General features: G+C 54.2%; 17 protein-coding genes and 1 pseudogene. 9 read left to right on the plus strand and 9 right to left on the minus strand.

Going from position 1 to position 24,692, the window contains the following annotated elements:
• Positions 1–273 precede the first annotated feature (273 nt).
• The 4 genes and pseudogenes from feoA to KQJ18_RS03040 all read left to right on the plus strand — a co-directional run.
• Positions 274–501: a ferrous iron transporter A gene (gene feoA / locus KQJ18_RS03025; protein WP_003023519.1), complete on the plus strand. Its 228-nt coding sequence runs from the start codon at positions 274–276 to the stop codon at positions 499–501.
• 18 nt (positions 502–519) lie between these two features.
• Complete coding sequence (gene feoB, locus KQJ18_RS03030; protein WP_150345509.1) at positions 520–2,838, plus strand: Fe(2+) transporter permease subunit FeoB; 2,319 nt, start codon at positions 520–522, stop codon at positions 2,836–2,838.
• Positions 2,839–2,849: 11 nt separating this feature from the next.
• On the plus strand, positions 2,850–3,086 hold the full coding sequence (feoC, locus tag KQJ18_RS03035) for a [Fe-S]-dependent transcriptional repressor FeoC (RefSeq protein WP_038634895.1): 237 nt from the start codon (positions 2,850–2,852) through the stop codon (positions 3,084–3,086).
• Between the two features lie 44 nt (positions 3,087–3,130).
• Positions 3,131–3,789: pseudogene (locus KQJ18_RS03040) on the plus strand (Rpn family recombination-promoting nuclease/putative transposase); the annotation flags it as partial.
• A 43-nt stretch (positions 3,790–3,832) separates the two neighbouring features.
• On the opposite strand, the gene bioH reads toward KQJ18_RS03040, so the two are convergent.
• Positions 3,833–4,603, minus strand: a complete 771-nt coding sequence (bioH, locus tag KQJ18_RS03045) for a pimeloyl-ACP methyl ester esterase BioH (protein WP_216421400.1) — start codon at positions 4,601–4,603, stop codon at positions 3,833–3,835.
• A gap of 37 nt (positions 4,604–4,640) precedes the next feature.
• Here bioH and gntX point away from each other — a divergent pair, with 37 nt between their 5' ends.
• The 3 genes from gntX (at position 4,641) to gntT (ending at position 7,643) form a co-directional block, all read left to right on the plus strand.
• Complete coding sequence (gntX, locus tag KQJ18_RS03050; RefSeq protein ID WP_085049013.1) at positions 4,641–5,324, plus strand: DNA utilization protein GntX; 684 nt, start codon at positions 4,641–4,643, stop codon at positions 5,322–5,324.
• A gap of 58 nt (positions 5,325–5,382) precedes the next feature.
• Positions 5,383–5,958 carry a Fe-S biogenesis protein NfuA gene (nfuA, locus tag KQJ18_RS03055; protein ID WP_003023509.1) on the plus strand — a complete coding sequence of 192 codons (576 nt, stop codon included), beginning with the start codon at positions 5,383–5,385 and terminating at the stop codon, positions 5,956–5,958.
• A gap of 368 nt (positions 5,959–6,326) precedes the next feature.
• Entirely contained in the window at positions 6,327–7,643 is a 1,317-nt protein-coding gene (gene gntT / locus KQJ18_RS03060; protein WP_150345512.1) for a gluconate transporter, read from the plus strand.
• Positions 7,644–7,739: 96 nt separating this feature from the next.
• Here gntT and malQ read toward each other — a convergent pair whose 3' ends face one another.
• Both malQ and malP read right to left on the minus strand, forming a co-directional pair.
• Positions 7,740–9,827: a 4-alpha-glucanotransferase gene (gene malQ / locus KQJ18_RS03065; RefSeq protein WP_150345513.1), complete on the minus strand. Its 2,088-nt coding sequence runs from the start codon at positions 9,825–9,827 to the stop codon at positions 7,740–7,742.
• 9 nt (positions 9,828–9,836) lie between these two features.
• Positions 9,837–12,230 (minus strand): maltodextrin phosphorylase, encoded by a 2,394-nt coding sequence (gene malP, locus KQJ18_RS03070; RefSeq protein ID WP_087856283.1) that lies wholly within the window; start codon positions 12,228–12,230, stop codon positions 9,837–9,839.
• A gap of 630 nt (positions 12,231–12,860) precedes the next feature.
• Here malP and malT point away from each other — a divergent pair.
• The gene (malT, locus tag KQJ18_RS03075; RefSeq protein ID WP_216421403.1) at positions 12,861–15,566 is read left to right on the plus strand and encodes an HTH-type transcriptional regulator MalT; all 2,706 of its coding nucleotides are present in this window, start codon (positions 12,861–12,863) and stop codon (positions 15,564–15,566) included.
• A gap of 41 nt (positions 15,567–15,607) precedes the next feature.
• Here malT and KQJ18_RS03080 read toward each other — a convergent pair whose 3' ends face one another.
• From KQJ18_RS03080 to glpE, 3 genes are all read right to left on the minus strand, one after another.
• The gene (locus KQJ18_RS03080; protein ID WP_003023499.1) at positions 15,608–16,366 is read right to left on the minus strand and encodes a DeoR/GlpR family transcriptional regulator; all 759 of its coding nucleotides are present in this window, start codon (positions 16,364–16,366) and stop codon (positions 15,608–15,610) included.
• Between the two features lie 95 nt (positions 16,367–16,461).
• Entirely contained in the window at positions 16,462–17,292 is an 831-nt protein-coding gene (glpG, locus tag KQJ18_RS03085) for a rhomboid family intramembrane serine protease GlpG (RefSeq protein WP_038634914.1), read from the minus strand.
• 75 nt (positions 17,293–17,367) lie between these two features.
• The gene (gene glpE, locus KQJ18_RS03090; RefSeq protein WP_150345515.1) at positions 17,368–17,694 is read right to left on the minus strand and encodes a thiosulfate sulfurtransferase GlpE; all 327 of its coding nucleotides are present in this window, start codon (positions 17,692–17,694) and stop codon (positions 17,368–17,370) included.
• Between the two features lie 202 nt (positions 17,695–17,896).
• Between glpE and glpD the strand changes: the two genes are divergently transcribed.
• On the plus strand, positions 17,897–19,405 hold the full coding sequence (glpD, locus tag KQJ18_RS03095; RefSeq protein ID WP_150345516.1) for a glycerol-3-phosphate dehydrogenase: 1,509 nt from the start codon (positions 17,897–17,899) through the stop codon (positions 19,403–19,405).
• 91 nt (positions 19,406–19,496) lie between these two features.
• Here the strand turns inward: glpD and glgP are convergent, their stop codons facing one another.
• From glgP to glgC, 3 genes are read right to left on the minus strand one after another with little or no spacing between them, the layout of a single operon-like run.
• Positions 19,497–21,944 (minus strand): glycogen phosphorylase, encoded by a 2,448-nt coding sequence (glgP, locus tag KQJ18_RS03100; protein WP_087856281.1) that lies wholly within the window; start codon positions 21,942–21,944, stop codon positions 19,497–19,499.
• A 19-nt stretch (positions 21,945–21,963) separates the two neighbouring features.
• Complete coding sequence (gene glgA / locus KQJ18_RS03105) at positions 21,964–23,397, minus strand: glycogen synthase GlgA (RefSeq protein ID WP_038634926.1); 1,434 nt, start codon at positions 23,395–23,397, stop codon at positions 21,964–21,966.
• Positions 23,397–24,692 (minus strand): glucose-1-phosphate adenylyltransferase, encoded by a 1,296-nt coding sequence (glgC, locus tag KQJ18_RS03110; RefSeq protein ID WP_006687433.1) that lies wholly within the window; start codon positions 24,690–24,692, stop codon positions 23,397–23,399. The genes glgA and glgC overlap by 1 nt, the downstream gene beginning before the upstream one ends.

The following is a 24,692-nucleotide window of genomic DNA, read 5'->3' on the forward strand; positions in this document are numbered from 1 at the left end:
AAACCTTAATTAAACATTAAGGATTTCAATAATTGCTAGCGCGAATCATTCGTCCCCAACCAGAATAAATATTGAGGAATATCAAAATTGGCTCAAATTATTATCTAATTGTACATTCCGTCACACTTATTCTATTGATGATAGAAACCATTCTCATTATCATTGGTTTGTTGATTATTTACTCTTTCCTTACGTTGGCTAATCATCTGGTCTCATGCCGCCCTGTCGCCCCATGAGGTAATCACCCAGTTAGCGAGATATAAGTAGGTCCCTATGCAATTCACTCCTGACAGTGCGTGGAAAATTACCGGTTTTGCCCGTGAAATCAGCCCGGCTTATCGTCAGAAACTGTTGTCACTTGGCATGCTACCCGGCTCATCCTTCAACGTGGTTCGCGTCGCCCCGCTCGGCGATCCTATCCATATTGAAACGCGTCGCGTAAGTCTGGTATTGCGTAAAAAGGATTTGGCGTTATTAGAAGTGGAAGCGGTGTCCTGTTAATACAGTGAGTCTATAAAAATGAAAAAACTAACCATTGGTTTAATTGGTAATCCTAATTCCGGCAAGACAACCTTATTCAACCAGCTCACCGGCGCGCGTCAGCGTGTAGGCAACTGGGCTGGCGTTACCGTTGAGCGTAAAGAAGGTCATTTCGCCACGACGGACCATCAGGTCACGCTGGTCGACTTACCCGGCACCTATTCACTGACGACAATCTCGTCGCAGACCTCTCTTGATGAGCAAATCGCCTGCCACTACATTTTAAGCGGCGACGCGGATCTGTTGATCAACGTGGTCGATGCCTCAAACCTTGAGCGCAACCTCTACCTGACGTTGCAACTGCTTGAGCTGGGCATTCCCTGTATCGTCGCTCTGAACATGCTGGATATTGCTGAGAAACAGCAAATCCGTATCGATATCGACGCCCTCTCCGCCCGTCTTGGCTGCCCGGTGGTTCCGCTGGTCTCCACCCGCGCCCGCGGCATTGAAGCGTTGAAGCTGGCGATCGATCGCTACAAGGAAAACGACACCGTCGAACTGGTGCATTATGCCCAGCCGTTGTTGCAGGAAGCCGATTCCCTCGCCGATGCGATGGCCAAAGATATGCCGCTAAAACAACGCCGCTGGCTGGGCCTGCAAATGCTGGAAGGCGATATCTACAGCCGTGCCTACGCCGGTGAGGCCGCGCAAAACCTCGATGCCGCCATTGCGCGTCTGAGTGAAACAATGGACGATCCCGCGCTGCATATCGCCGATGCGCGTTACCAATGCATCGCCGCAATCTGCGATACCGTCAGTAATACCCTGACGGCAGAGCCGAGCCATTTCACCACCGCGGTGGATAAAATTGTCCTCAACCGCTTCCTCGGGTTGCCGATTTTCCTGTTCGTGATGTACCTGATGTTCCTGCTCGCCATTAACATTGGCGGCGCACTGCAGCCGTTATTCGATGTGGGTTCCGTGGCGCTGTTTATTCATGGTATTCAATGGATTGGCTATACGCTGCACTTCCCGGACTGGCTCACTATCTTCCTGGCGCAAGGTCTTGGCGGCGGGATTAACACCGTGCTGCCGTTGGTGCCGCAAATCGGCATGATGTACCTGTTCCTCTCTTTCCTTGAAGACTCCGGTTACATGGCGCGCGCTGCGTTTGTGATGGACCGTCTGATGCAGGCACTGGGACTGCCGGGCAAATCGTTTGTCCCGCTGATAGTCGGCTTTGGCTGCAACGTACCGTCGGTGATGGGCGCCCGTACGCTGGATGCGCCACGTGAACGTCTGATGACCATCATGATGGCGCCGTTTATGTCCTGCGGCGCACGTCTGGCGATTTTCGCCGTCTTTGCCGCGGCTTTCTTTGGTCAGAACGGCGCGCTGGCGGTCTTCTCGTTGTACGTACTGGGTATCATCATGGCGGTGCTGACCGGCCTGATGCTCAAACACACCATCATGCGTGGCGAAGCAACACCATTCGTCATGGAGCTGCCGGTATACCATGTGCCGCACATCAAGAGCCTGATTATTCAGACCTGGCAACGTCTGAAAGGCTTCGTGCTGCGTGCCGGTAAAGTGATTATCATCGTCAGTATTTTCCTCAGCGCCTTTAACAGCTTCTCGCTAAGCGGGAAAATCGTCGATAACATCAACGACTCTGCTCTGGCTTCCGTCAGCCGCGTCATCACCCCAGTCTTCAAGCCGATTGGCGTCCACGAAGATAACTGGCAGGCAACCGTCGGTCTGTTCACCGGTGCGATGGCAAAAGAGGTGGTTGTCGGTACGCTGAACACGCTTTACACCGCAGAAAACATTCAGGAAGAAGAATTCAATCCGGCAGATTTCCACCTCGGTGACGAGCTGTTCAGTGCGGTGGATGAAACCTGGCAAAGCCTGAAAGACACCTTCAGCCTGAGCGTGCTGGCCAACCCTATTGAAGCCAGCAAAGGCGACGGCGAGATGGCTACAGGCGCAATGGGCGTGATGGGCGAGAAATTTGGCAGCGCCGCCGCCGCGTACAGCTACCTGATTTTCGTGCTGCTGTATGTCCCGTGCATTTCAGTGATGGGGGCTATCGCACGTGAATCCAGCCGTGGTTGGATGGGCTTCTCGATCCTGTGGGGCCTGAACATCGCCTATTCACTGTCAACGCTGTTTTATCAGACCGTCAGCTACAAAGCGCATCCGACTTACAGTCTGGTGTGCATCTTAGCCGTCATTCTGTTTAACATCGTGTTGCTGGGTCTGCTGCGCCGTGCCCGCAGCCGGGTGGATCTCTCACTGCTGTCAACCAACAGAACAGCTAGCTCCTGCTGTTCCAGTACCACTGGCGATTGCCATTAAGGCTGAAAACGATGGCATCGCTTATTCAGGTTCGTGATTTACTGGCGCTGCGGGGGCGCATGGAGGCAAAGCAAATTAGCCACACGCTGCATACCCCGCAGCCAATGATTGACGCCATGCTGAATCAGTTAGAAAAGATGGGCAAAGCGGTGCGGATTCAGGAAGATGCCGATGGGTGTCTGTCCGGAAGCTGCAAGAGTTGCCCGGAAGGTAAAGCCTGCCTGCGCGAGTGGTGGGCTTTGCGCTAGTTTGCCGCTCCTGCCGGATGGCGCTACGCTTATCCGGCCTACAAATGGCAGCAAACATCCAGGCCATATTTTGGCTGCGGGCCATAAGAAACTACCGTTGGTGATCCCCATACTTTTTTATCATGGCACCGTCAGCCCATATCCATATTCACTCTGCTGGCTGGACGAATTTGACGACCCGGAGGCAGCCAGGCCACTTTATGCCACAGCATTTCCATTGGTCGATATCACCGTTGTGCCCGATGACGAGATCATGCAGCACCGCCGGATGGCGCTGTTGGAGCTCATCCAAAAGCATATTCGTAAACGCGATTTGATGGGGTTAGTTGAAAAACTCGCCATCCTGCTTGTTAAAGGACATGCTAATGACAACCAGTTGAAAGCCCTGTTTAATTACCTGATGCAGGCCGGGGACACCGCGCGTTTTAGCGAATTTATTCACCAGGTCGCCGAACGTTTACCTCAACATAAGGAAAAGTTGATGACTATTGCCGAAAGATTACGTCAGGAAGGGCACCTTAATGGTCTTCAGGAAGGTCACAGGAAAGGGTTACGACAGGGGTTACGAGAGGGTTTGCAACAAGGCAAACGAGAGGAAACTCTACGCATTGCAACAACCATGTTGGCAGATGGTATAGACCCGCTGACCATCTGCAGAATCACCGGCCTGACCGCTGAGGATCTGGCTACGTGCAGCCATTAATCACCAACCCGGCAGTATGATTCCACCGGGCAAAACAGCGGATTTATAGCCGCTGTTTTAACGCCACCAGCGCTGAGCAGAACTCCGTCGGATGTGAGATAAACGGCGCATGCGCTGCTTTGGCAAACACCAACGACTCGCTCTGTGGCCACAGGGTATCCAGCATCGGGACGACTTTGCGCGGAACCAAACCATCAAGATAACCGTACATCCGCAGGAAAGGTATATCCACAGAACATAACGGCTCACGCAGATCGACCGTTTTCAGGATCTCCAGCCCGCCATTAAGCACCTCGACGTCCGGCATGGGTAATGCCAGCACCGTTTTCTTCAGCGCTCGCGCATCCTGACGCGCGGTTTCAGTACCCATCGTTTGCAAGGCCAGAAAACGCTCAACCGTACGCTGGAAATCTTCGCTCAACTGTTGCTGGAAACCGACCAGTACTTCCGGCTTAATGCCCGGCCATTCGTCGCGCGCGCTAAAACAAGGTGAGGATGCCACGGTAACCAGCGCCTGAACACGCTCAGGATGCGTTAACGCCACCTGACTGGCGACCAGCCCCCCGAGACTCCAGCCGAGCCAGATGGCTTTCTCCGGCGCCTGTTTTAATACCCGCCCGGCCATCTCTTCCAGCGACATTGCGCCGAACCCCTGGCTGCGACCAAATCCCGGCAAGTCGACAAGATGCAGCGTGAAATGCGAGCTCAGTTCCTCACTTATGCAATGCCATACTTCCGCGTTCAGTCCCCATCCGTGCAGCAGCACAAGATGGCAATTTCCCGAACCCTGGGTCTGCCACCAGATGTCATTCATCAGTTATTGTTCTCTTTTAGCCTGAAAGGATGCATCTATGCTAACAGTACCAGGATTGTGCTGGCTATGCCGAATGCCGTTGACGTTGGGGCACTGGGGGATCTGTTCGGTTTGCACGCGGGCAACACGTCAGCCTCTCTGCCGGTGTCCTCAATGCGGACTACCCGCCGCACATCCTTCGCTTCCCTGCGGTCGTTGCCTGCAAAAACCCCCGCCGTGGCAGCGTCTGATCGCCGTCAGCGACTATATTCCTCCGCTGAGCGGACTTATCCACCAGTTTAAGTTTTCACGCCGCAGCGAAATGGCCAGTGCTCTTTCACGTTTACTGTTGCTGGAGGTATTACAGGCCCGGCGCGTCAGCGCTCTTCCTCTGCCGGACAGAATAGTTAGCGTCCCGCTCTGGCAACGCCGACACTGGCGCAGAGGATTTAATCAGAGTGATTTACTGTGTCGCCCTTTGGCGCGCTGGCTTGGATGCGACTGGGACAGGCAGGCCATCACACGGGTTCGGGCCACCGCCACACAACACTATCTCAGCGCCAGATTACGCAAACGTAACCTGAAAAATGCCTTTCGCCTTGAATTGCCGGTGCAGGGACTCCATATGGTTATTGTGGATGATGTCGTCACTACCGGAAGTACCGTCGCGGAAATCGCGCAGCTGCTTTTACGCAACGGCGCGGCGACTGTCCAGGTATGGTGCCTGTGTCGAACCTTGTAGAGCCTCGATGATGGGCGTATTATAACCAAGTAAAATAGTCAACTATTAGGCCATTACTATGATCCATATTTCCGATGCTGCACAAGCGCACTTTGCCAAACTGCTGGCAAATCAGGAAGAAGGGACACAAATTCGCGTATTTGTGATTAATCCCGGCACGCCTAACGCTGAATGCGGCGTTTCTTATTGCCCGCCCGACGCCGTGGAAGCAACCGACACCGCCATTAAATTTGACCTGCTGACCGCATATGTTGATGAACTGAGCGCACCGTATCTGGAAGATGCAGAAATCGATTTCGTTACCGACCAGTTAGGCTCCCAGCTGACGCTGAAAGCGCCAAACGCCAAAATGCGTAAAGTTGCCGATGATGCGCCGCTGATGGAACGCGTAGAGTACATGCTGCAATCGCAGATCAACCCACAGTTGGCAGGCCATGGTGGCCGCGTCTCTCTGATGGAGATCACCGATGAAGGCTACGCCATTCTGCAATTTGGCGGCGGCTGTAACGGCTGTTCAATGGTAGATGTAACGCTGAAAGAAGGTATCGAGAAACAGCTGCTGGCTGAATTCCCTGAACTGAAAGGCGTTCGCGATTTAACCGAACACCAGCGTGGTGAGCACTCTTACTACTAACGACCAGACCTGCAAGGCCCGATCAGGCGCATCCGCGTCGCCATCGGGCATTGATGCCGGATGGCAGCGTAAACGCTTTATCCGGCCTGCACCCTTACATTTCTCTGCATGTCCCCTGCAACAACTCCGCTATAATTTGACCCGCCTCTCATAATTTAAATTTTGCCTGCTCAGGTGATTTTCAAGCGCTGCATGTTACCCGTATCATTCATATCAGCACCTAACACACCCATAACAGCCAGCTAAACTAATTAGTTTTGACGGTAATCAGCATTGGTGCTGTGAATACTCGGTTCCCGGTCGGGACAATCGGAATTTGTCATCTAAACACTGACGTTACCCATAACAAAGTAAAGGCCAGGTAAATCATGCCATTAGTCATCGTTGCTATCGGTGTAATCTTGTTACTTCTCCTGATGATCCGTTTCAAAATGAACGGCTTCATCGCTCTCGTCCTGGTGGCGCTTGCTGTCGGATTGATGCAAGGGATGCCGCTGGATAAAGTCATCGGTTCTATTAAAGCCGGCGTCGGCGGAACCCTTGGCAGCCTCGCCCTGATTATGGGTTTTGGCGCCATGTTGGGCAAAATGCTGGCAGACTGCGGCGGCGCACAGCGCATCGCCACCACGCTGATTGCTAAATTCGGCAAAAAACACATTCAGTGGGCGGTAGTATTAACCGGTTTCACCGTCGGTTTTGCCCTGTTCTACGAAGTCGGCTTCGTACTGATGCTGCCGCTGGTGTTCACGATTGCCGCGGCGGCAAACATCCCGCTGCTGTACGTTGGTGTCCCGATGGCTGCTGCGCTGTCCGTCACGCACGGTTTCCTGCCGCCTCACCCGGGTCCGACTGCTATCGCCACCATTTTCCACGCAGATATGGGTAAAACCCTGCTGTTTGGTACGATTCTGGCCATCCCGACCGTTATTCTCGCCGGTCCGGTGTACGCGCGCTTCCTGAAAGGCATCGATAAACCAATCCCGGAAGGTTTGTACAGCGCAAAAACCTTCACCGAAGAAGAGATGCCAGGCTTTGGCGTCAGCGTCTGGACCTCTTTGGTTCCGGTTATCCTGATGGCGATGCGCGCCGTCGCGGAGATGATTCTGCCTAAAGGTCATGCTTTCCTGACGGTTGCAGAATTCCTTGGCGACCCGGTCATGGCTACGCTTATCGCGGTGCTGATTGCGATGTTCACGTTTGGTCTGAACCGTGGACGTTCGATGGATCAGATTAACGACACGCTGGTGTCCTCAATCAAAATCATCGCGATGATGCTGTTGATCATCGGTGGTGGCGGTGCCTTCAAACAGGTTCTGGTTGATAGCGGCGTGGACAAATACATCGCTTCAATGATGCACGGCTCGAACGTTTCTCCGCTGCTGATGGCATGGTCTATCGCTGCGGTACTGCGTATCGCGCTGGGTTCCGCAACCGTTGCAGCTATCACCGCAGGTGGGATAGTGGCGCCGCTGATTGCGACGACCGGCGTAAGCCCTGAGCTGATGGTTATTGCAGTCGGTTCCGGCTCCGTCATTTTCTCCCACGTGAACGATCCTGGCTTCTGGCTGTTCAAGGAGTACTTCAACCTGACTATCGGTGAGACCATCAAGTCATGGTCAATGCTGGAGACCATTATCTCCATCTGCGGTCTGGTAGGTTGTCTGCTGCTGGGCATGGTGGTCTGATAAAACGGTGCCGGGTGGCGCTTCGCTTACCCGGCCTACCGCAGTCATTGTAGGCCGGATAAGACGCATTCTGCGCCGCCATCCGGCCAACTAACACTATTTCTTCTTCGCAGCGGCTTTTCGGCGTTTATCCAAATCCTTAATCAGCTTGTTCACCCCGTCATCGGCGAACATCTGCTCCAACGTAGCGGTGAGCTTACGCCGCCAGTTTTTGTACTGGTCGCTGGTCCCCGGGATGTTGACCGGATCCGCCATTCCTAACCAGTCCTCCGGTTGCAGGCCCAGCAGCGCACTGTTGCTGTCAGCGATGTAGCGTTGCATGCCACGATTAAGCATCGGCGTCATCGACATCAGCGAGGCCTTGTGACCCGCGCGTTTTGGCAGACAGCCATATTTGTGCAGCGCGTCCAGCAGCCCTTGTTTCGCCAACTCCCGGTCCTGATATAACCCTCGTAGCACAACCTCATCCGGGTACAGACCCAGCGCTCTACCCAGCGTCAGATCGCCGCTATCCCAATAACCTTTAAGCGTGGGAAGGTCATGCGTCGCCGCGACTGCCATTGATTGTTCCGGGTACGCTTTCGGCGCACGGAAGTTTTTCTCATGGTCATTCTCAAAGTAAAGCACTTTGTAGGAGTACACGCCGCTATCGCGCAGCTTGCTGACGATCTCCACCGGCACAGTACCCAGATCTTCACCAATCACCATGCAGTGATGACGTTTACTTTCCAGCGCCAGAATTGAAAGAAGATCGTCGACCGGATAATGCACGTAGGCGCCGTGATCGGCCGTTTCACCGTAGGGGATCCACCACAGACGCAGCATCGACATAACATGATCGATACGCAATGCGCCGCAGTTCTGCATATTGGCGCGCAGCAGCTCGATAAAAGGTTCGTAAGCGCGGGCTGTGATGATGTGCGGATCCATCGGCGGCAGCCCCCAGTTCTGACCCAGCGGACCGAGAATATCCGGCGGCGCGCCAACCGAGGCTTTCAGGCAGTACAGCTCACGGTCGCACCAGGTTTCCGCCCCCCCTTCTGCCACGCCGACCGCCAGATCGCGATACAGCCCGACAGGCATCGCAAAACCCTGACTCGTTTCCCAGCAGTCAGCGAACTGGGTATACGCCAGCCACTGAAGCCACAGGTAGAAGTCCACGTCATCACGATGCGCTTCGCAGAACTGTTTGACCTCTGGCGAGTCCACCGACTGGAAAGCCTCTGGCCACACCGGCCAGCCCCAGCGCAATGCGTCTTCTTTCACCTGATGCGCATGCAGGGCGTCAAAGGCCGCCTGCCAGTACAGGCTATCCCCTTCCTGAGCCACAAACTGGCGAAATGCCGCCATCTGCTCATCATCACGCGCAGAGAAGCTTTTCCACGCCATACGTAGAGCCGTCATCTTCAGTGCGGTAACGGTAGAGTAATCCACCCATACGGCATCTCGCGCCTTTTGCAGGGCTTGCTGAGTCGTGGGTTTCTGCCACCAGGCCTGTGCCTCTTTACTGTGGTGGAAATCGTCTACTGCGTTGACATCAATATAAATAATATTCAGCCAGCGACGTGACGATGGGCTGTATGGACTTGCACTTTCCGGGTTCGCCGGATACAGCGCATGAATAGGATTCAGGCCGATAAACGCGCCGCCGCGTTGTGCCACATCCACCAACATGGCGCGGAGATCGCCAAAGTCGCCAATCCCCCAGTTTTTTTCTGAACGTAGGGTGTAAAGCTGAACGCATGCCCCCCACAGCTTCTGCCCGGCCAACAACGCCTGCGGTTCGTAACAGCGCTTCGGCGCCACGATGATACGGCAATGTGTACGCAACTCCCCCTGAGTCAGGGTAAGCGTGTGATACCCCTCCGGCAGCTTCGCCGGAAGGTTGAAAGATTTACCGCCGACGGCATGCCCTTTGTGCTGCACACCCTCTTCGGTGGTTAGCAGCCAGGTAAACTCTCCACTTCCCTCAACCGCCAACGGCATTTTTTTGCCCGCGGTATAAACCATGACGTTCGGCACCGGGGTCACCGCCACCTTCGTGGCGGCGGTGGTGCGATGCATGGCGTCAAGCAAACGCCGCTTGGTTTCGGCGCCAATAGACTGCGGTTTACCGTGGGCATTAATGTAATGTGGGCTGATCCCCGCCGCCAGCGCGGCATTATCCAGACGTTTGCTTTCCATCGCGCTTCCTTAACGTTTCGCCTGCCAGATACGAGCCTGATAATCGCGAATAGAGCGATCTGAACTGAACATGCCGCAACGTGCGGTATTCAGAATTGCCGCCCGGGTCCAGGCGTCCTGGTCACGGTACAACACGTCAACCTGCTTCTGGGCTGCAACGTAGGCCGCGAAGTCCGCCATGACCAGATACGGATCACCGCCCTGCTTACCAATACTGTGCAGCATCTGGTCAAAGGCATGTTTATCGCCGTCGCTGAATTTTCCGCTTTCCAACTCCTTCAGAACAGCATCCAGCACCTTATCTTTCTTACGCCATTTCACCGGGTCATAGCCTTTCGCTTTCAGGGCTTTCACCTCTTCCACGGTATGACCAAAGATAAAGATATTTTCGTCGCCCACCTTCTCGGCGATTTCGACGTTGGCGCCATCCAGCGTACCGACGGTTAACGCGCCGTTCAGCGCCAGTTTCATGTTACCTGTGCCGGAAGCCTCTTTGCCCGCGGTTGAGATCTGCTCAGAGATATCCGCCGCCGGAATCAGCATTTCCGCTGCCGAGACACAATAATCCGGCAGGAAGACGACTTTCAGCTTGTCGCCGATTTTCGGGTCGTTATTGATGGTTTCCGCCACCTTGTTGATAGCGAAGATAATATTTTTCGCCAGGTAGTAACCCGGAGCGGCTTTCGCGCCAAACAGGAAGACGCGCGGCACGCGATCCGCCTGCGGGTTTTCACGAATTTCTTTGTACAGCGCCAGAATATGCAGCAAGTTCAGATGCTGACGCTTGTACTCATGCAGACGTTTGATCTGAATATCAAAGATTGCCTGCGGATTGATTTCAATACCTGTCCGTACTTTCACAAACTCTGCCAGGCGCTTTTTATTCGCCAGCTTAATGTCACGATAAGTCTGACGGAACTTCGCGTCGTCGGCGTATTTTTCCAGGTTAATCAACTGGTCGAGGTCGTTGGCCCACTCTTTTTTCAGCGATTTATCCAGCAGCGCGGCAAGCGCCGGGTTGCACTGTTTGATCCAGCGACGCGGGGTAATCCCGTTGGTGACGTTATGGAATTTGTTAGGCCAGAGCTGGTGATATTCCGGGAACAGATCTTTCACCACCAGATCGGAGTGCAGCGCCGCCACGCCGTTAACTGCAAAACCGCTGACCACGCACATATTGGCCATACGTACCTGTTTATTATGCACCACCGCCAGTTTCGCCCACACTTCAGCATTACCCGGCCAGGTTTTATCGACCAGTTTCTTAAAGCGGTCGTTAATCTCTTTGATGATTTGCATATGGCGCGGCAGTAGCGCTTTCACCAACTTCTCATCCCAACACTCCAACGCCTCCGGCATCAGGGTATGGTTGGTGTACGCAAAGGTTTTGCTGGTAATGGCCCACGCATCGTCCCAGCTCATCTGATGCTCATCAATCAGCACACGCAGCAGCTCAGGGATCGCGATGGTCGGGTGAGTATCGTTCAACTGAATCACTTCGAAATCGGCCAGCTCATGCAGTTTACGCCCTGCCAGATGATGGCGGCGCAGAATGTCGGCTACGGAGCAGGCGCACTGGAAGTACTGCTGCATCAGGCGCAGCTTTTTACCCGCGGTGTGGTTGTCGTTCGGGTACAGCACCTTGGTTAGTTTCTCAGCGTCGATACCCTGCTGCTCAGCGCGCAGGAAATCACCGTCATTAAATTTAGTCAGGTTAAACGGATGCGCGTGGCTGGCCTGCCACAGACGCAGCGGTTGCGCCACGCCGTTACGGTAGCCGAGAACCGGCAGATCCCAAGCCTGACCGGTGATGATAAATCCCGGCTCCCAGTGTCCCTCTTTGGTGACTTTACCGCCAATGCCTACCTGCACATCTAACGCCTCGTTGTGACGGAACCACGGATAGCTACCGCGATGCCAGTCATCCGGGGCTTCCATCTGCTGACCGTCGGCAAAAGACTGGCGGAACAGGCCGTACTGGTAGTTGAGACCATAGCCCGTCGCCGACTGGCCGACCGTCGCCATCGAATCCAGGAAGCAGGCCGCCAGACGCCCCAATCCACCGTTACCTAACGCCGGATCGATCTCTTCTTCCAGCAGATCGGTCAGATTGACGTCGTGCGCTTTCAGTTCATCGCTCACCGCCTGATACCAGCCCAGATTGAGTAAGTTGTTGCCGGTCAGACGACCAATCAAAAATTCCATCGAGATGTAGTTAACATGGCGCTGATTTTTTGCCGGTTTCACCGCTGGCTGGGCGCTGAGTAACTCAGCCAACGCCCCACTCACTGCCTGCCACCACTGGCGCGACGTCATTTCGTGAGCCGACAGTAAACCGAAACGCTGCCACTGACGCGTCAGGGCTGCCTGAAATTGATCTTTGTTGAAGGTTGGCTGTGACATAGGGATTCCAGGTCCTTAGGTAATAAAACAACGTTATCGCTAGTTTGCCAGGCTCGTTGTTGACCTTCCTCATCCTGGCACGGATTAGGGAGGGAGGAGGAGCGGGGATGAGCATAAAAGTGTGATCGCCGCCACTTAAAGCAGAGAGGCATTGCCGGTCAATACGTAGGTTTCCCCCGCATCCCCCTGAAATGCATCACGGTTTTCGCATTAACCTAAAGAGATTAGCCAGACAATATCAAACAGTAAGATCGTATTTAGAAAAAATATGTAAACAGAGAAATAGTTTCTCACCTGAAATACGCATTCTGCTTGAGTTATTTCACATGAAAGTTTTAAGTCGAGCACAAAACTCATCGTCTTTTTATTAAACGTTACAGTAACAACATAAAAAAGTGGAATCTTTCCGCTGGGTGAAAGTCACGCTGGATCCAGTCGCCACGCCTGTTGCGACTCTTTAAAGAAATTATTGCAATAGATGTATAGATTTGTGACATAGTGCAAAATCAGACACACAAAAAGCCCGCTTAGCTTGCATAAAATACCAATCTGGCCGACCTTATATCTATTAATTACGAAGCGCAAAAAAAATCATTCTTCCCCATTTTCACACAGTGAAGTGACTAACTTATGTTGATTCCGTCTAAATTAAGTCGTCCGGTTCGTCTCGACCATACGGTGGTTCGTGAGCGCCTGTTGGCTAAACTTTCCGGCGCGAACAATTTCAGGCTCGCCCTGATCACAAGTCCTGCTGGTTATGGAAAAACAACGCTTGTTTCACAATGGGCGGCGGGGAAGACCGAGTTAGGTTGGTACTCTCTGGATGAAGGCGATAACCAGCAGGAGCGTTTTGCCAGCTATCTGATTGCCGCGATCCAGCAGGCGACCGGTGGTCATTGCACCACCAGCGAAGCGATGGTGCAAAAACGCCAGTATGCCAGCCTGACGTCACTGTTTGCGCAGCTATTTATTGAACTAGCCGAGTGGCATCGTCCACTCTACCTGGTGGTGGATGATTATCACCTGATCTCTAATCCAGCCATTCACGAAGCAATGCGCTTTTTCCTGCGCCACCAGCCTGAAAATCTCACACTGGTCGTGCTGTCGCGTAATCTGCCGCAGTTGGGCATTGCCAACCTGCGGGTGCGCGATCAGTTGCTGGAAATCGGCAGCCAACAACTGGCCTTTAACCATCAGGAAGCGAAACAATTTTTCGATCGGCGTTTATCCTCCCCGATTGAAGCGGCTGAAAGCAGCCGGATGTGCGATGACGTTGCGGGCTGGGCCACAGCGTTACAACTGATTGCCCTTTCCGCCCGCCAGAACAATAACTCTGCGCACCAGTCGGCACGACGCCTCGCGGGGATCAACGCCAGCCATTTATCCGACTACCTGGTAGATGAAGTGCTGGATAGCGTTGACCTCGACACCCGTCACTTTCTGCTCAAAAGCGCCATCCTGCGTTCGATGAACGATGCGCTGATCGTTCGGGTCACCGGCGAAGAAAACGGGCAAATGCGACTTGAGGAAATTGAGCGTCAGGGGTTATTTCTGCAGCGGATGGATGACGTCGGCGAGTGGTTCAGCTATCACCCGCTGTTTGGCAGCTTTTTACGCCAGCGTTGTCAGTGGGAACTGGCGAGCGAGCTGCCTGAAATACACCGCGCGGCCGCAGAAAGCTGGATGGCGCAGGGTTTCCCTAGCGAAGCTATCCACCACGCTCTGGCGGCAGGCGACGCCCATATGCTGCGCGATATCCTACTTAATCATGCGTGGGGCCCGTTTAACCACAGCGAACTGGCGCTATTGGAAGAGTCGCTGAAAGCCCTGCCGTGGGAAAGCCTACTGGAAAATCCGCGTCTGGTTCTGCTGCAAGCCTGGCTGATGCAAAGCCAGCACCGCTACAGCGAGGTTAATACCCTGCTGGCCCGTGCGGAACAAGAGATGAAAGGCGACATGGAGCCGACGCTGCACGCTGAATTTAACGCGCTGCGTGCGCAGGTAGCGATTAACGACGGTAACCCTGACGAAGCAGAACGTCTGGCAAAACTGGCGCTGGATGAATTACCCATCGCCTGGTTCTATAGCCGTATCGTTGCCACCTCGGTGCATGGTGAAGTCCTGCATTGTAAGGGTGATCTCACGCGTTCACTGGCGTTGATGCAGCAAACCGAGCAAATGGCGCGCCATCATGATGTCTGGCATTACGCGCTGTGGAGTCTGATCCAGCAAAGCGAAATTTTATTTGCCCAGGGCTTTTTGCAGGCCGCCTGGGAGACGCAGGAAAAAGCGTTCCAGCTGATCAAAGAGCAGCACCTGGAACAGCTGCCGATGCATGAGTTCCTGGTACGTATCCGCGCGCAGTTACTGTGGGCATGGGCACGTCTGGACGAAGCTGAAGCGTCTGCCCGCATGGGCATTGAGTTGCTTTCCACATTCCAGCCGCAGCAACAGCTACAGTGCCTGGCGCTGCTGATTCAGTGTTCGCTGGCCCGGGGCGATTTAGACAATGCGCGTAGCCTGCTCAACCGTCTGGAAAACTTATTGGGCAACGGTCGCTATCACAGCGACTGGATCTCAAATGCCGATAAAGTCCGGGTGATTTACTGGCAAATGGTGGGTGACAAAAACTCGGCCGCCAACTGGCTACGCCACACGCCGAAGCCGGAGTTCGCTAATAACCACTTCCTGCAAAGTCAGTGGCGCAACATCGCCCGCGCGCAGATCCTGCTGGGTGAGTTTGAACCGGCGGAAATCGTACTGGAAGAGTTAAATGAAAATGCGCGTAACCTGCGCCTGATGAGCGATCTGAACCGTAACCTGTTGCTACTTAATCAGTTGTACTGGCAGGCAGGACGCAAAAATGACGCGCAGCGCGTCTTACTCGAAGCGCTGCAACTGGCGAACCGTACCGGATTTATCAGCCACTTTGTTATCGAAGGTGAGGCGATGGCGCAGCAGTTGCGCCAACTGATTCAGCTCAATACGCTGCCAGAACTCGACCAGCACCGCGCCCAGCGCGTTTTGCGGGAGATTAACCAGCACCACCGCCACAAATTCGCCCACTTTGATGAAGGATTCGTTGAGCGACTGCTTACCCATCCGGAAGTGCCGGAGCTTATCCGCACCAGCCCGCTGACCCAGCGCGAATGGCAGGTTCTGGGACTGATTTATTCAGGTTACAGCAACGAGCAGATCGCCGGTGAGCTGGCCGTTGCAGCCACGACCATTAAGACGCACATCCGCAATTTGTACCAAAAGCTCGGCGTCGCCCACCGCCAGGATGCGGTGCAGCATGCGCAGAAACTGCTGAAGATGATGGGCTATGGGGTATAGTTAATGCCTGATGCGCTACGCTTATCAGGCCTGGAGTTAACTTAACACAGCTCTAACTGAATATGGTGGTCGGCAATAACCTGCATCACGCCAGCTGGCGGCAGCGTGTCGGTATAAACCGCATCCACCATGCTAATGCTGCCCATATTCACCATCGCGTTACGTCCGAACTTCGAGTGATCCACTACCAGCATGACGTGACGTGAATTCTCAATGATCGCGCGTTTGGTGCGCACTTCGTGATAATCAAACTCCAGCAGGGAGCCATCGCTGTCGATACCGCTGATCCCCAGGATGCCGAAGTCCAGACGGAACTGGGAAATAAAGTCGAGGGTCGCTTCGCCCATAATGCCGCCGTCACGGCTACGCAGTTCGCCCCCGGCCAGAATAATGCGGAAATCCTCTTTCGCCATCAGCGTGTTTGCCACATTGAGATTATTGGTCACAATGCGTAAGTTGCTGTGATTAAGCAGCGCATGCGCCACCGCTTCCGGTGTGGTGCCGATATCAATAAACAGCGTTGAACCGTTAGGGATCTGCGTGGCAACTTTGCGCGCAATGCGCTCTTTTTCCGCCGTCTGCGTCGCTTTACGGTCATGCCATGGGGTATTGACCGAGCTGGATGGCAACGCCGCGCCGCCGTGGTGACGCAAAATCATATTTTGATCGGCCAGGTCATTCAGATCCCGGCGAATCGTCTGCGGGCTGACGGAGAAATGCTCCACCAGCTCCTCGGTACTGACGTATCCCTGTTTTTTTACCAGCTCAATGATCGCGTCATGTCGTTGTGTTTGCTTCATTATTGTTCCCTGGAATTTTGCCGGATGCGCTGACGCTTATCCGGCCTACAAATTGGTCCAAACGCACACCGCCTTCCGGCACCACAAAACTTGAGTCAAGTTCGTTTTCGCACATGAATAGTATCGGCAAACGCCATTGCCAGACCCACGGCCAGCCCGGCGATATGTGCGCCGTTCGCCATCGACATGCCGAACAGATCAAACCAGCCGGCAACAATCCAGATCAAGGCAAAGATAATCAAACCACGCTGCAGGAAAATACCGCTTTGCGGATCGCGCTCGCCGCGCAACCACACGTAGCCCATCAGCGCATATACCACGCCAGACAGCCCGCCAAACCACGGGCCGCTAAATTTCTGCTGAACATAACCGCTCAGCAAGGCGCTGATCACAGTAATGACGATCAGCTTTCCGCTGCCCAGGCGCTTTTCAACCGCGCCGCCGAGATACCACCACCACAGCAGGTTGAACAAAATGTGCATGAGCGAGAAATGCATAAACGCGTGGGTGAAATAACGCCAAAACTCAAATTTCAGCGAAGGATCGAACGGCCAGGCCAGCCAGAGCATTACCGCCTGGTCGCCCAGCACATTCATCGCGATAAACACCAACACACACGCCGCCATTACCGCCCAGGTCACCGGGCCGGCACGTTCGCGCAATGTGGCCAGAAACGGATAACGTTGATAGCGCAGACCGCTGTCGGTATGACCTGACTGCCAACTGGCCGCGAGGTAACGCGGATCGCCCGGGTTATCGAGAAATCGCGCCAGTTCAGCACGCACGCGTTCAGCCTGGGACTCATCCGCCAGCCAGACATCCGTTTGCTGATGTTGTTGAATCGTCAGGATAACGCCCTGCGTCGCCATATAATCAACAAATGCCTGCGCCACGCGGGGGTTAGCAAAAGAGGTAATCATCAACATTATTGCTGTCGCTTATTCCACACAAAAGAGGACAGTATATATATCCTGTCCGTTTCAGGCTGCATCTTTGTTAGCTTACAAACCGTATGTCACTTCTGCAGGAAAATGTCGATGCCAGGCATCGAAGCCGCCATCAACGCTGTAAACCGCATCATAGCCCTGCTGAAGAAGATACTGCGCCGCGCCTTTACTGCTGTTGCCGTGGTAACACATCACCATCACGGCAGTATCAAAATCATGGTCACGCATAAACGTCCCCAACGTGTCGTTCGTCAGATGAAAGGCCTGCGGCGCGTGGCCCATCGCATAGCTTTGCGGATCGCGGATGTCCACCAGCACCGCCATTCCGTGCAGGAGTTTCTGATGGGCTTCTTCGACATTAATACACTCAAACTGATCCATGGCGTTCTCTTGTTAAGTTCTACTTATATTCTGGCAGGTAACCAATATTACCCTCCAGTGTACGTTGCCTGAGCAGGTAAACGCCATAATGTTATATGTATCACTGTAAATTGTTTATCCAATGTTACCAATGGCGCAATTCTTTGCTATTATGCTCGATAACGAACATTAATGAGCTATAACGAAAGTGCGAGAGGCCAGCATGGAAACCAAAGATCTGATTGTGATAGGTGGAGGCATCAACGGTGCCGGTATCGCGGCAGATGCCGCTGGACGCGGTTTATCCGTGCTGATGCTGGAGGCACAGGATTTAGCCTGCGCCACCTCCTCCGCCAGCTCCAAACTCATCCACGGTGGCCTGCGCTACCTGGAACACTACGAATTCCGCCTGGTGAGCGAGGCGCTGGCAGAACGTGAAGTGCTGTTGAAAATGGCGCCGCATATCGCCTTCCCGATGCGCTTTCGTCTGCCCCATCGCCCGCACCTGCGTCCGGCATGGATGATCCGTATTGGTTTGTTTATGTACGATCATCTGGGCAAACGCACCAGTTTGCCGGGTTCTACTGGTTTGCGTTTTGGCGCGGATTCCGTAATGAAACCTGAGATTGTGCGCGGTTTCGAATATTCTGACTGCTGGGTAGACGATGCGCGTCTGGTTTTGGCAAACGCCCAAATGGTCGTGCGCAAAGGCGGTGAAGTATTAACCCGCACCCGCGCCACCTCCGCTCGCCGTAAAAACGGCCTGTGGATCGTTGAAGCCGAAGATATCGATACCGGCAAAAAACACACCTGGCAGGCGCGCGGTCTGGTCAATGCCACCGGTCCGTGGGTGAAAGAGTTCTTCGACGACGGCATGCATCTGCCTTCGCCGTACGGTATTCGTCTGATTAAAGGTAGCCACATTGTGGTGCCGCGCGTACATACCCAGAAGCAAGCGTATATCCTGCAAAACGAAGATAAACGTATTGTGTTTGTTATCCCATGGATGGACGAATTCTCGATCATCGGGACGACTGACGTCGAATACAAAGGCGACCCGAAAGCAGTGAAAATTGATGAAAGCGAAATCAATTACCTGCTGAAGGTCTACAACGCGCACTTTAAGAAACAGCTTAGCCGTGACGATATCGTCTGGACTTACTCGGGCGTGCGTCCGCTATGCGATGACGAGTCCGACTCGCCGCAGGCTATTACCCGTGATTACACGCTGGATATCCACGACGAAAACGGCAAAGCGCCGCTGTTGTCGGTCTTTGGCGGTAAGCTGACAACCTACCGTAAGCTGGCCGAGCACGCGATGGAAAAACTGTCGTCGTACTATCAGGGCATTGGCCCGGCATGGACCAAAGAGTGCATCCTGCCTGGCGGTGATATTGGCGGCGATCGCGAAGATTACGCGGCAAAACTGCGCCGTCGCTATCCGTTCCTGACCGAATCGCTGGCGCGCCATTATTCGCGTACCTATGGCAGCAATACTGAATGGATTATCGGCGACGCCACGTCAATCGCCGAGTTAGGCGAAGACTTCGGCCATGAGTTCTATGAGGCCGAGCTGAAGTATCTGGTTGAGCATGAGTGGGTGCGTCGCGCAGAAGATGCGCTGTGGCGTCGTACGAAAGAAGGCATGTGGCTGAATGCCGAACAGCAGTCCCGCATGACCCAATGGCTGACGGAGTATGTCGAGAAGCACCAGCTGTCGCTGGCCTCCTGATAAAAATGCCGGATGGCGGCTAACGCCTTATCCGGCCTTCAAAAGTGTATAAACGTAGGCCGGGCAAGCGCAGCGCCCCCGGCCTCGGATGTTACAACCGCACCGAATCAATATGCCAGATGTTCTCGGCATACTCTTTGATCGTCCTGTCCGAAGAGAAGTACCCCATATTGGCGATGTTTATCATCGACTTCGTGGTCCACTCTTCCGGATGGCGATACAGCTCATCAACCTTATCCTGGCAATCGACATAGCTGCGATAATCCGCCAGCACCTGATAGTGATCGCCAAAGTTAATCAGCGAATCGACCAGATCACGATAACGTCCAGGCTCCTCAGGGCTGAACACGCCGCTGCCAATCTGCGTCAGCACCTGATGCAACTCTTCATCTTTCTCGTAATACTCACGCGGCTTGTAGCCCTGAACGCGTAAAGCCTCAACCTCTTCCGCCGTATTACCAAAGATAAAGATATTCTCCGCACCCACATGTTCCAGCATCTCAACGTTGGCGCCATCCAGCGTCCCGATGGTCAGCGCGCCGTTGAGCGCAAATTTCATATTACTGGTCCCGGAGGCTTCGGTCCCGGCCAGCGAAATCTGCTCAGACAAGTCGGCAGCAGGAATAATCACCTGCGCCAGACTGACGCTGTAGTTGGGGATAAACACGACCTTCAATTTATCGCCAATCTGCGGATCGTTGTTGATCACCTTCGCGACATCGTTGATCAAATGAATGATGTGCTTCGCCATGTAATAGGCTGAAGCCGCTTTACCCGCGAAGATATTCACGCGCGGCACCCACTCGGCGTCTGGATCGGCTTTGATGCGGTTGTAGCGGGTGATCACATGCAGCACATTCATTAGCTGACGTTTGTACTCGTGAATACGCTTAATCTGCACATCAAACAGCGATTTCGGGTTCACTACCACGTTCAGCTGCTGGGCGATGAGCGTTGCCAGTCGCTTTTTGTTCTCCAGCTTCGCACGACGCACAGCCTGATTCACTAACGGGAAATCACAGTGCTGCTCAAGCTCGCTGAGCTGGCTGAGATCGGTACGCCAGGTGCGGCCAATGTTCTCATCCAGTACGTCAGAAAGCGATGGGTTCGCCAGCGCCAGCCAGCGACGCGGCGTCACACCGTTGGTCACGTTGCAGAAGCGAGTCGGGAAAATCTTCGCAAAGTCAGCAAACAGCGACTGCACCATCAGGTTGGAGTGCAGTTCAGACACACCGTTAACCTTGTGGCTCACCACCACCGCCAGCCATGCCATACGCACACGACGACCGTTAGATTCATCGATAATCGACGTCCGTCCCAGCAGAGCGGTATCGTTCGGATACTGCTCCTGCAGCGTCTTCAGGAAGTAGTCGTTAATCTCAAAAATGATTTGCAAATGGCGCGGCAGGATTTTGCCCAGCATATCCACCGGCCAGGTTTCCAGCGCTTCACTCATCAAGGTGTGGTTGGTATACGAGAAGACCTGACAGCACACCTCAAACGCGTCGTCCCAACTGAACTTGTGTTCATCGATCAGCAGGCGCATCAGCTCAGGGATCGACAGCACCGGGTGGGTGTCGTTAAGGTGAATGGCGATTTTATCGGCCAGGTTGTCGTAGGTTTTATGCAGTTGATAATGGCGGTTCAGGATGTCCTGCACCGTTGAGGAGACGAGGAAATACTCCTGGCGCAACCGCAGCTCGCGTCCCGAATAGGTAGAGTCATCCGGATACAGTACGCGGGAGACGTTCTCGGAGTGGTTTTTATCTTCCACCGCCGCAAAGTAGTCGCCCTGGTTAAATTTACCGAGGTTGATTTCGCTGCTGGCCTGGGCATTCCACAGGCGCAGCGTGTTGGTGGCGTCAGTGTCATAACCGGGGATAATCTGGTCGTAGGCCACTGCGAGGATCTCTTCGGTCTCAATCCAACGCGTTTTCTTGCCTTCCATCTGCACGCGGCCGCCAAAGCGCACTTTGTAGCGCGTGTTGTGGCGTTTGAATTCCCACGGGTTACCGTATTCCAGCCAATAGTCCGGGGACTCTTTTTGTCGACCATCGACAATGTTCTGTTTAAACATGCCATAGTCATAACGGATACCGTAACCACGTCCGGGCAGACCCAGCGTTGCCAGTGAGTCGAGGAAGCAGGCTGCCAGGCGTCCGAGGCCACCGTTACCGAGACCGGGGTCATTCTCTTCGTCGATCAGATCTTCCAGATCTAATCCCATACCTTCCAGCGCACTTTTAACATCGTCGTAAATCCCCAACGATAACAGCGCATTGGAAAGCGTGCGCCCAATCAGAAACTCCATTGACAGATAATAAACCTGACGGGTTTCCTGGGATAATTGCGCACGGTTAGAACGCAGCCAGCGCTCCACGAGACGATCGCGCACCGCGAATAACGTGGCGTTCAGCCACTCATGTTTGTTGGCAATGACCGGGTCCTTACCAATCGTGAACATCAGTTTGTAGGCAATAGAATGCTTAAGTGCCTCGACGCTGAGTGTGGGCGATGCATAAGTAAATGGAGCGTTCATATAGGTGATTCCTGGATATCTATTTCAAGCGGTAGTAAAGCTCGCGGTAAGACTTCGCCGCGACTTGCCAGCTAAAATCCATGGTCATGGCCTGGCGTTGTACAAACCGCCAAAGCGAAGGCCGGGACCACAATACGAAAGCACGCCGGATCGCGCGTAGCAGCGACCAGGCATTACTGTCCTCAAAGACAAACCCACTGGCGATACCGTCCGCCAGGTTTTCCAGCGAACTGTCAGAGACCGTATCCGCCAGCCCACCGGTACGCCGCACCAGCGGCAGCGTGCCATACTTCAGCCCATACAACTGCGTTAAGCCGCACGGTTCAAAACGGCTGGGTACCAGAATGACGTCGGCCCCACCCATGATGCGGTGCGAGAAGGCTTCGTGATAACCAATTTGCACCCCTACCTGTCCCGGATGTTCCGCCGCAGCGGCCAGGAAGCCTTCCTGTAATACTGGATCGCCCGCGCCAAGCAGCGCCAGTTGCCCCCCCTGCTCTAACAGACCCGGCAGAGCCTCCAACACCAGATCCAGCCCTTTCTGACTGGTCAGACGGCTCACGACAGCAAACAGCGGCACTTTATCGTTAACCTTAAGTCCCATCGCAATTTGTAGCTGACGTTTGTTCTCCGCCTTCTCATCCAGCGTGTCGCGTGTATAGCGCGAGGCCAGTAGCAGATCGGTTTCCGGGCTCCAGATTTTTTCATCAACGCCGTTCAGCACGCCGGAAAGTCGCCCTTCCCGATGACGCTGTTGCAACAGACCTTCCATGCCGTAGGCAAACTGCGGTTCGGTAATCTCCCGCGCGTAGGTCGGACTCACCGCCGTGATGTGGTCGGCGTAGTACAACCCGGCCTTCAGGAACGAAATCTGCCCGTTAAACTCCAGCCCGTGCACATTAAAGAACGACCATGGCAATTGGATGTCATCCATATGCTTTGCATAAAACATGCCTTGATACGCCAGGTTGTGGACGGTGAACACCGATTTCGCCGGATGGCCGCGCGCCGCCAGATACGCCGGGGCCAGACCGGCATGCCAGTCGTGCGCATGCACCACATCCGGGCGCCAGAATGGGTCAAGCCCGCAGGCCATTTCACATCCGGCCCAGCCGAGCAACGCAAAACGCAGGACGTTATCGGTATAAGCGAACAGGTTGGTGTCGTGATACGGACTACCCGGACGGTCATAGAGATGCGGCGCGTCCACGAGGTAAATGCCGACGCCGTTGTAATGCCCGAACAGCAGCGTAATTCTGCCTGCAAAGGTATCGCGACGCGTCACCACCTGAGCATCAGGAATGCCGCGACGGATATCCGGAAACGCCGGGAGCAGCACGCGGGCATCTACACCGTCCGCAATTTGCGCGGCCGGTAACGCCCCAAGAACATCCGCCAGTCCCCCGGTTTTAAGCAGGGGGAACATCTCTGAACATACGTGTAAAACCTGCATTATCGCTCCTGTTTGATTTGCAGTTTGCGCAGCATTTCACGCGTGACCAGCACAATGCCTTCTTCTGAGCGGTAGAAGCGACGAGCATCCTCTTCCGCATTTTCACCAATCACCATGCCTTCAGGGATAACGCAGGCACGGTCAATGATGCAACGACGTAACCGGCATGAACGTCCTACCCATACTTCAGGCAACAACACTGCCGAATCAATGTTACAGAATGAATTCACCCGCACTCGCGGGAACAGAACGGACTGCACCACCACCGAACCAGAAATAATACAGCCGCCGGAGACCAGCGAGTTCAGCGTCATTCCGTGGCTACCGGAACGGTCCTGCACAAATTTCGCCGGCGGCAGAGATTCCATATGCGTACGGATTGGCCAGTCCTGGTCGTACATATCCAGTTCAGGCGTCACCGAGGCCAGATCGAGGTTGGCCTTCCAGTAAGCTTCCAGCGTTCCCACATCGCGCCAGTACGGCTCGGATTCCGGGTCAGACTGTACGCAGGACAACGGGAAGGGATGTGCATACGCCATGCCAGCTTCGGTGATTTTTGGGATGATGTCTTTACCGAAATCGTGACTGGAGTTTTCATCGAGGTCATCTTCCGCCAGTAACTCATACAGGTAATCGGCGTTAAAAACGTAGATCCCCATGCTGGCAAGAGATTTGGTCGGGTCACCCGGCATGGCTGGCGGGTTGGCAGGTTTTTCAACGAACTCGATAATTTTGTCGCTGTCGTCCACGTCCATCACACCAAACGCGCTGGCCTCTTCGATAGGCACCGGCATACAGGCCACGGTGCAACGCGCGCCCTTCTCGACATGGTCGATCAGCATACGCGAGTAGTCCTGCTTATAAATATGATCGCCTGCGAGGATCACTACATATTCCGCTTTGTAGCGGCGAATGATGTCCAGGTTTTGGGTTACCGCATCCGCCGTGCCGCGATACCAGTTTTCACCCTGCATTCTCTGCTGCGCAGGCAGCAGATCGACAAACTCGTTCATCTCTTCGCTAAAGAACGACCAGCCGCGCTGAATATGCTGTACCAGCGTGTGCGACTGGTATTGCGTGATCACGCCGATACGGCGGATGCCGGAGTTAATACAGTTGGATAAAGCAAAATCGATAATGCGGAATTTACCGCCAAAGTGCACGGCCGGCTTGGCACGTTTATTGGTCAAATCTTTCAGGCGGGTACCGCGGCCACCGGCCAGGATCAGGGCAACAGATTTTAATGGCAGCTGGCGCGCCAACATAACACGATCGTTCTTCTCTAAACTCACCAT

The organism is Citrobacter sp. S55_ASV_140 (assembly GCF_018919505.1).
Classification (GTDB): Bacteria; Pseudomonadota; Gammaproteobacteria; order Enterobacterales; family Enterobacteriaceae; genus Citrobacter; species Citrobacter werkmanii.